This window comes from Streptomyces sp. AC558_RSS880, from assembly GCF_019049255.1.
Classification (GTDB): domain Bacteria; phylum Actinomycetota; class Actinomycetes; order Streptomycetales; family Streptomycetaceae; genus Streptomyces.
Genome location: NZ_JAGMUJ010000036.1, coordinates 54430 through 61542 on the forward strand (window position 1 = coordinate 54430; position 7113 = coordinate 61542).

9 protein-coding genes are annotated in these 7113 nt (G+C 73.2%); 4 read left to right on the forward strand and 5 right to left on the reverse strand.

All coding sequences use genetic code 11. The annotated features are described in order from the left end of the window. Positions 1–2: 2 nt before the first annotated feature. Positions 3–503 carry a ribosome maturation factor RimP gene (gene rimP, locus KUM38_RS16475; protein ID WP_217130124.1) on the reverse strand — a complete coding sequence of 167 codons (501 nt, stop codon included), beginning with the start codon at positions 501–503 and terminating at the stop codon, positions 3–5. 206 nt (positions 504–709) lie between these two features. Here rimP and KUM38_RS16480 point away from each other — a divergent pair, with 206 nt between their 5' ends. The 4 genes from KUM38_RS16480 to KUM38_RS16495 all read left to right on the forward strand — a co-directional run bounded on the left by KUM38_RS16480 (position 710) and on the right by KUM38_RS16495 (position 3254). Continuing rightward, positions 710–1243: a hypothetical protein gene (locus KUM38_RS16480; protein ID WP_217130125.1), complete on the forward strand. Its 534-nt coding sequence runs from the start codon at positions 710–712 to the stop codon at positions 1241–1243. Continuing rightward, complete coding sequence (locus tag KUM38_RS16485; protein ID WP_217130126.1) at positions 1240–1713, forward strand: ferritin-like domain-containing protein; 474 nt, start codon at positions 1240–1242, stop codon at positions 1711–1713. Before KUM38_RS16480 ends, KUM38_RS16485 begins: the two co-directional genes overlap by 4 nt. A 37-nt stretch (positions 1714–1750) precedes the next feature. Continuing rightward, positions 1751–2656 carry an aminoglycoside phosphotransferase family protein gene (locus KUM38_RS16490; protein ID WP_217130127.1) on the forward strand — a complete coding sequence of 302 codons (906 nt, stop codon included), beginning with the start codon at positions 1751–1753 and terminating at the stop codon, positions 2654–2656. Positions 2657–2747: 91 nt separating this feature from the next. Continuing rightward, a complete protein-coding gene (locus KUM38_RS16495; RefSeq protein ID WP_217130128.1) occupies positions 2748–3254 on the forward strand; it encodes a carboxymuconolactone decarboxylase family protein in 507 nt (168 codons plus the stop codon). A gap of 63 nt (positions 3255–3317) precedes the next feature. Here KUM38_RS16495 and KUM38_RS16500 read toward each other — a convergent pair whose 3' ends face one another. The 4 genes from KUM38_RS16500 to KUM38_RS16515 form a co-directional block, all read right to left on the reverse strand. Further along, entirely contained in the window at positions 3318–5018 is a 1701-nt protein-coding gene (locus tag KUM38_RS16500; protein WP_217130129.1) for a proline--tRNA ligase, read from the reverse strand. A 78-nt stretch (positions 5019–5096) separates the two neighbouring features. After that, complete coding sequence (locus KUM38_RS16505; RefSeq protein ID WP_217130130.1) at positions 5097–5663, reverse strand: GNAT family N-acetyltransferase; 567 nt, start codon at positions 5661–5663, stop codon at positions 5097–5099. 27 nt (positions 5664–5690) lie between these two features. Further along, entirely contained in the window at positions 5691–6539 is an 849-nt protein-coding gene (locus tag KUM38_RS16510) for a GNAT family N-acetyltransferase (RefSeq protein ID WP_217130131.1), read from the reverse strand. Between the two features lie 136 nt (positions 6540–6675). Then, positions 6676–7113, reverse strand: a 438-nt coding sequence (locus tag KUM38_RS16515) for a flavodoxin-dependent (E)-4-hydroxy-3-methylbut-2-enyl-diphosphate synthase (protein WP_217130132.1), incomplete at its 5' end; no start/stop codon positions are given.

A 7113-nucleotide genomic window follows, 5' to 3' on the forward strand; every position in this document is an offset into this window, starting at 1 on the left:
GATTACGCCTCCTCTTCCTTCTCGTTGTCCTTGCGGTTGAACTCGACCTGGACACGCGCCCTGGTGATGTCGTCGAAGGCGAGTCTGCGCGTGGTGGCCTTGCGGCCCTTCACTCCGGGCACCTCGAGGTCGAGGCCGTCGTCGTCCGCCTCGAGGATCCTGGCGACCAGTTCGCCGCCCTCGGCCAGCTGGAACCGGACCAGGCGGCCGGTGGCGCGCACGTAGTGCCGGTGCTCGGTGAGGGGGCGCTCCGCGCCCGGGGTCCCGACCTCGAGGGTGTACTCCCCGCCGCCCATCGCGTCCGTCTCGTCGAGCTTCGCCGAGAGCGCGCGGCTCACATCGGCGATCCGGTCGAGGTCCGCTCCGGTGTCGGAGTCGACGACGACGCGCAGCACACGCTTGCGGCCGACCGCGTCCACGGCGATCTCTTCGAGGTCCAGACCCTGGGAGCTGACGAGCGGTTCCAGAAGTTCTCGAAGCCTCTCGCTCTGGGTGGTGCTCATCCGGGTGACTCCTCGGCCGCGTGTGCTGTTGTGGGACGGTGCGCGTGTCTGGTCAAAGGGTATCCGGTCGCAGAGGGTGTTGCCGTCCACCCGGTCACGGAGGGTGCCGCTGAGCGCCCCCGCGCGGGCGCACGGGTACGGTGATCACGGGCCCTCCGCCCCGCTTTTCGTCGCTACGTTCGTACGAGCCCCCGAGGACGTCTGCCGTGTCGTTCCCCCCGTCTCCGCGCGCCCGTTCGGGGCCGCGCAGAAGGAGTCTGCTCGCCGTCGCCCCGGCGGCCCTGCTGGTGGCGGGCTGCTCCGCCGGGTCCGAGGACCCCGAGGGCTCCGGCGGCAGCCGTCCCTCGGCCGCCGACCGGGCACGCGCGCGTGCGGCCCGGGACAGCAGGGAGCTGGCCGAGCGGTACGACGCGGTCGTGGCCGCGCATCCGAAGCTGGCGGAGCGGCTGCGGCCGCTGCGCGCGGAGGTCGTACGGCACGCGGAGGCGTTCGGGGACACGGCGAAGCCGTCGCCCGCGCCGTCGTCGTCCGGGTCGGGCGCGCCCGCGGTCCCCCCGCCGGCCGCCGTGCCCGCGAAGGAGAAGGACGCCCTCGCCGGACTCGCCGCCGCCGAGCGGGAGATCGCCGACCGGCGCACCGAGGCGCTGCTGGACGCGCCGGGCGAGCTGGCCCGGCTGCTGGCCTCGGTCGCGGCGGCCGGCGCGGCACATGTGTACCTGCTGACGGAGGCACGAGGGTGAGCGAGTCGCGCGAGGCGAAGGACCGGGAACTGCGGGCCCTGCAGGCCGCCCTGGCGGCGGAGCACGCGGCGGTGTACGGCTACGGGGTCGTCGGCGGGCGGATCGGCAAGGACCGGCGCACCGAGGCACGGACGGCGTACGACGCGCACCGGGCGCGCAGGGACGCACTGGTGCGCGCGGTGAAGGACGCGGGGGGCGCACCCGTCGCCGCCGCCGCGGGGTACGCGCTGCCGTTCCCGGTCCCGGACGCGGCGGCGGCGGTCCGGCTGGCGGCGGAGCTGGAGGACCGGGTGGCCGGGGTGTACGCCGATCTGGTGCGGGCGAGCGGGGGCGAGCGGCGGCGGGGAGCCGCCGAGGCGATGCGGGAGGCGGCGGTGCGGTCGGTGCGCTGGAGCGGCGAGAGCGTAGCCTTCCCTGGGCTCGCCGAGCGGGGCGGTACGGCTTCGGGGACCCCGGCGCCGACGGCGTGACGGGCACCGCGTACAGCAGGAAGGGAACGACTCGCGCATGGTTTTCGAACCGCCGAAGCGTCTGGTGAGGGCGCTCGGTGAGACGGCGCCCGAGGGCGACGACTGGCTGGCGAAGCTGCCGGAGGCGGCGCGCGGGGCCGTCGCACAGCGTGAGTTGACCGTGGAGCGGGTGCAGGTGCCGGGCGGGCGCAGCAGCCTGGTCGTGCTGGTCCGGACGGCCGACGGGACGCCCGCCGTGCTGAAGCTGGCGCCGCGCCGGGCGCGCCCGGAGAGCGAGCGGGCCGCGCTGGCCCACTGGGGCGGTCTGGGGGCGGTCCAGTTGCTGGAGCCGGTCCCGGGCGCGACCGAGGGGGTACTGCTGCTGGAGCGGCTGCACCCGGACGTGTCGGTGCGGTCGTTGCCGGAGGCGAAGGCGTTGCTGGAGGCGGCGGGAACGCTGCGCCGGCTCTGGGTGGACCCGCCGGACGGACACGGTTTCGAGACGGTGGCCGAGCGGACGGAGCGGCAGGCGCGGGCGATGCGGGCGAGCGCGGCGGCCGACCCGGAGGTGGCCCCGCTGGTGGAGGCGGCGCTGACGGCCCGCGAGGAGCTGGTGGCGGCGCCGCCCGAGCACCGTCTGCTGCACGGGACGTTCCGGCAGAGCAAGGTGCTGTCCGGGGAGCGCATGCCGTGGCTGGCGGTGGGGCCTGACCCGGTGGTCGGGGAGCACGCGTTCGACCTGGCCCGGCTGGTGCGGGACCGCGTGGAGGACCTCATCGCGCAGGCGTCGGGGGCGACGACGACCCGGCGGCGGGTGAAGCGGCTGGCGGAGTCGCTGGAGGTCGACCGGGAGCGGCTGCGGGGCTGGACCCTGTTCCGCGCGGTGGAGTCGGGGGTGCGGGCCCGCCGCGTGGGCCGTGAACGGGACGCGGAACTCCTCCTGGAGTTCGCGAGCTGGCTCTAGGCCCGTTCTCGCTCCGGGGCCTCCGTCACACTTCTCCGCCGCGGTCCGTCAGGTCGGTGACAGCAAGCGAAGCGACCTTGAGGAGACGGCGATGGAAACGCGTTCGATCACGGCGGAGATCCCGATGGTTCCGCGGATGGCCGAGGACCCCGCGGAGCTCGTCCCCGAGCTGGCGGAGGTGTCGGCGGCACTGTTCAAGGTCACCGGCAACGGGTCGGTGCCGCGCTCCACGATCAGTCTGGTCCAGCTGCGCGCCGGTCAGATCGCCGGCAGCACCTACCTGACCGTCCTGCACACGGGTTTCCTGCGCAAGGCCGGGCAGTCGGAGGAGCGGATCGCCTCGGTGGCGTCCTGGTGGGACTCGCCGTACTTCACCGGTGCCGAGCGCGCCGCGCTGGCCCTCGTGGAGGCCGTGCTCCAGCCGTCCACGGACGGCGAGCGGGTCTCCGACGCGCTGTACGCGCAGGTGGCCGAGCACTACGAGCCGAAGGCGCTCGCCACCCTGATGTTCGCGATCGGCCAGGTCAACTTCTTCACCGCCGTCGCGCTCGTCGCCAAGCCGGTGCCCGGCCGGTCCTTCACCGACCCGTGGAAGTGAGACGGGCCGGGTGAGACCCGGGGCCCGTGCCGGTGGACGACCGGCACGGGCCCCGTGACGCCGTTACGCCGTGAGGCGGGCCACCGCCTCGTCGACCGTGAGTTCCTCGCGTTCTCCGGTGCGGCGGTCCTTGAGTTCGACGACGCCCTCGGCGGCGCGGCGGCCCGCGACCAGGATCCGCGGGACGCCGATCAGCTCCGAGTCGGTGAACTTCACGCCCGGGGAGACGCCGGGGCGGTCGTCGACCAGGACGCGGAGGCCGGCGGCGGACAGCTTCTCGGAGACGTCGAGGGCGAGTTCGGTCTGGAGGGCCTTGCCGGCGGCGACCACGTGGACGTCGGCCGGGGCGACCTCCGCGGGCCAGCACAGGCCCTTGTCGTCGGCGGTCTGCTCGGCGAGCGCCGCCACCGCGCGGGAGACGCCGATGCCGTAGGAGCCCATGGTGACGCGGACCGGCTTGCCGTTCTGGCCGAGGACGTCGAGCTTGAGGGCGTCGGCGTACTTGCGGCCCAGCTGGAAGATGTGGCCGATCTCGATGGCGCGGTCGAGCTTGAGGCCGGTGCCGCACTTGGGGCAGGGGTCGCCCTCCTGCACCACCACGACGTCCACGTACGCGTCGACCTCGAAGTCGCGCCCGGCGACCACGTTCTTCGCGTGCGTGTCGGCCTTGTTGGCGCCCGTGATCCAGGCGGTGCCCGGTGCCACGCGCGGGTCGGCGATGTACGTCACCTTGTCCAGGCCCTGCGGACCGACGTAGCCGCGCACCAGGTCGGGGCGGGCGATGAAGTCGGCCTCGGTGACCAGTTCCACGGCGGCCGGGGCGAAGTGCGCCTCGACCTTGTCCATGTCGACCTCGCGGTCACCGGGGACGCCCACGGCGACGATCTCGCCGTCGACCTTGACCAGCAGGTTCTTCAGCGTGGCCGAGGCGTCCACGCCGAGCGAGGCGGCGAGGGTCTCGATGGTCGGGGTGTCGGGGGTGGGGATCTCCTCGGCCGCCGGGACACCGGCGGCGTCGACCGGCTTCGACGCGTAGGCGACCGCCTCGGTGTTGGCCGCGAAGTCGCAGTTCGGGCAGTCCGCGAAGGTGTCCTCGCCGGCCTCGGCGGGGGCGAGGAACTCCTCGGACTTGGAGCCGCCCATGGCGCCGGCGGTGGCCGCGCAGATGCGGTAGTCGAGGCCGAGGCGCTCGAAGACCTTCTGGTACGCCTGGCGGTGCAGGGCGTAGGACTTCGCCAGGCCCTCGTCCTCCAGGTCGAAGGAGTAGGAGTCCTTCATCAGGAACTCGCGGCCGCGCAGGATGCCGGCGCGGGGGCGGGCCTCGTCCCGGAACTTGGACTGGATCTGGTAGAGGATCACCGGCAGGTCCTTGTAGGAGGACGCCTGGTCCTTCACCATCAGGGTGAAGATCTCCTCGTGGGTGGGGCCGAGGAGGTAGTCGCCGCCCTTGCGGTCCTGGAGGCGGAACAGCTCGGGGCCGTACTCGTCCCAGCGGCCGGTGGCGTCGTAGGGCTCACGCGGCAGCAGGGCGGGGAGCAGCACCTCCTGGGCGCCGATGGCGTCCATCTCCTCGCGGACGATGCGCTCGACGTTGGCGAGGACCTTCTTGCCGAGGGGCAGCCAGGTCCAGATGCCGGCGGCGGTGCGGCGCACGTAGCCGGCCCGGACGAGAAGCTTGTGGCTGAGGACCTCGGCGTCCGCCGGGTCGTCGCGCAGCGTCTTCGCCATCAACTGGGACATGCGCTGGACCGGTGCGTTCGCCATGGTTTCCGTACTCCTGCTGCGTCTGGGTGATGACAGGAGGTTAGCCGGGCGGGACGGGACGGCGGAAATCCATTGTCCCTATCGGCGGAGGAGCGGCAGCGGGGCGCCCATGACGGCGTACGGCTTGGCGGCGCTGGGGAAGTGGACCTGGCGGGCGAGGTCCTGGTAGCCGAGCGAGCGGTACAGCCGGCGGGCCGGGCTCTCGACGTCGATCGCGGAAAGGATAGAGCGGGGCTGCTCGGCGCCGTCGGTGATCGTGGTGATCAGGGCGCGGCCGATGCCGTGCTTCTGGTGCCGGGGGTGGACGTGCAGCTCGGTGATGACGAAGGAGTCGTCGAGCCAGTCGTCGTGGCCCCGGGCGCGCAGATAGGGCTCGACGACGGTGGACCACCAGTGGGCGCGGTCGTTGGGCATGCCGTAGACGAAGCCGGCCAGGCGGCCCTTGACGGTGGCGCCGAAGGCCCGGGCACCCGGGAGGGTCATGTGGCGCAGCACGATCTGCCGGCGTACGGCCACCTCCTCCGGGCCCAGCCCGAACGCCACCGCCTGCACCGCCAGCGCCTCGTCGACGTGGCCGGGGAGGTCGAGGGGGCCGATCACGATGTCGTCGGGGTGGGAGCGGCCGTGACCGGGAAAGCGCACCATGCCGGGGAGACTACAGGGCGTGCCCCGTCAGAACAGCACGCTCATGAAGGCGCCGACCTCCTGGAAGCCCACCCTCTCGTACGTCCTGCGGGCGGGCGTGTTGAAGTCGTTGACGTAGAGGCTCGCCACGGGCGCTATCTCCGTCAGGGCGTAGCGCAGGACGGCCGCCATGCCGGGGGCCGCGACGCCCCTGCCCCGGTGCTCGGGGGCCACCCAGACGCCCTGGATCTGGCAGGCGCGGTCGGTCGCGGCGCCGATCTCGGCCTTGAAGACGACCTTGCCGTCGCTGCCGAAGCGGGCGAAGGAGCGGCCGGCGCCGACGAGTTCGGCGACCCGGGCCTGGTAGAGCAGGCCGCCGTCGCCGGCCAGCGGGGAGACGCCGACCTCCTCGGTGAACATCGCCACGCACGCCGGCATGATCGTCTCCAGCTCGTCCTTGCGGACGCGGCGGACGTAGGGGTCCGGGGCTATGACGTCGGACATGCGGTCGGTGACCATGAGGGGCTGGTGGGTGCGGACCTCGCGGGCCGGGCCCCACTGGGGTTCGAGCAGCCGCCAGAGCGCGGCGGTGGGCTCGGCCGGGCCGACGACGGAGGAGCAGCGGCGGCCGGCCCGGCGGGCACGGTCGGCGAAGGCGCGGACGGCCCGGGGGGTGGCGCAGATGGGCACCAGGTTGGCGCCGGCGTAGCACAGGGACGTCAGGACGCCCCCCTCGTACCAGCCCCACATCTCGCCGCCGAGCCGCCACGGGTCCAGGCCCGCGATCTGGACGCGGGCCGTCACGAAGGCGTTCGCGACCGGCTCGCGGTCGAGTACGGCGAGTGCGGCGTCCAGGTCGCTCGGTTCGAGGACCCGGGATGTGGTCTGCGTCAACACGTGCGGGGCCTCACACACTGGGGTCTGCTGATTTCTCCGCACTGTACCCGCGGAATCCGGGGGACGCCGACCCCGGATCCCGCTTCGGTCCTGAACCCGCCCCGTCCTCGGGCGCCGGACGGGCCGGCCGGCGTGGTCAGCCGGCCACCGAGACCTGCGGCTCGCCCGACGTCACGCCGTCCTTCTCCATCTCCTCGGCGATCTTCATCGCCTCCTCGATCAGCGTCTCCACGATCTTCGACTCGGGCACGGTCTTGATGACCTCGCCCTTCACGAAGATCTGGCCCTTGCCGTTGCCGGAGGCGACACCCAGGTCGGCCTCGCGGGCCTCGCCGGGACCGTTCACCACGCAGCCCATGACGGCGACCCGCAGCGGCACCTCCATGCCCTCCAGGCCCGCGGTGACCTCCTCGGCCAGCTTGTACACGTCCACCTGGGCGCGGCCGCAGGACGGGCAGGAGACGATCTCCAGACCGCGCTGACGCAGGTTCAGCGACTCCAGGATCTGGATGCCGACCTTGATCTCCTCGACCGGCGGGGCCGACAGCGACACGCGGATGGTGTCGCCGATGCC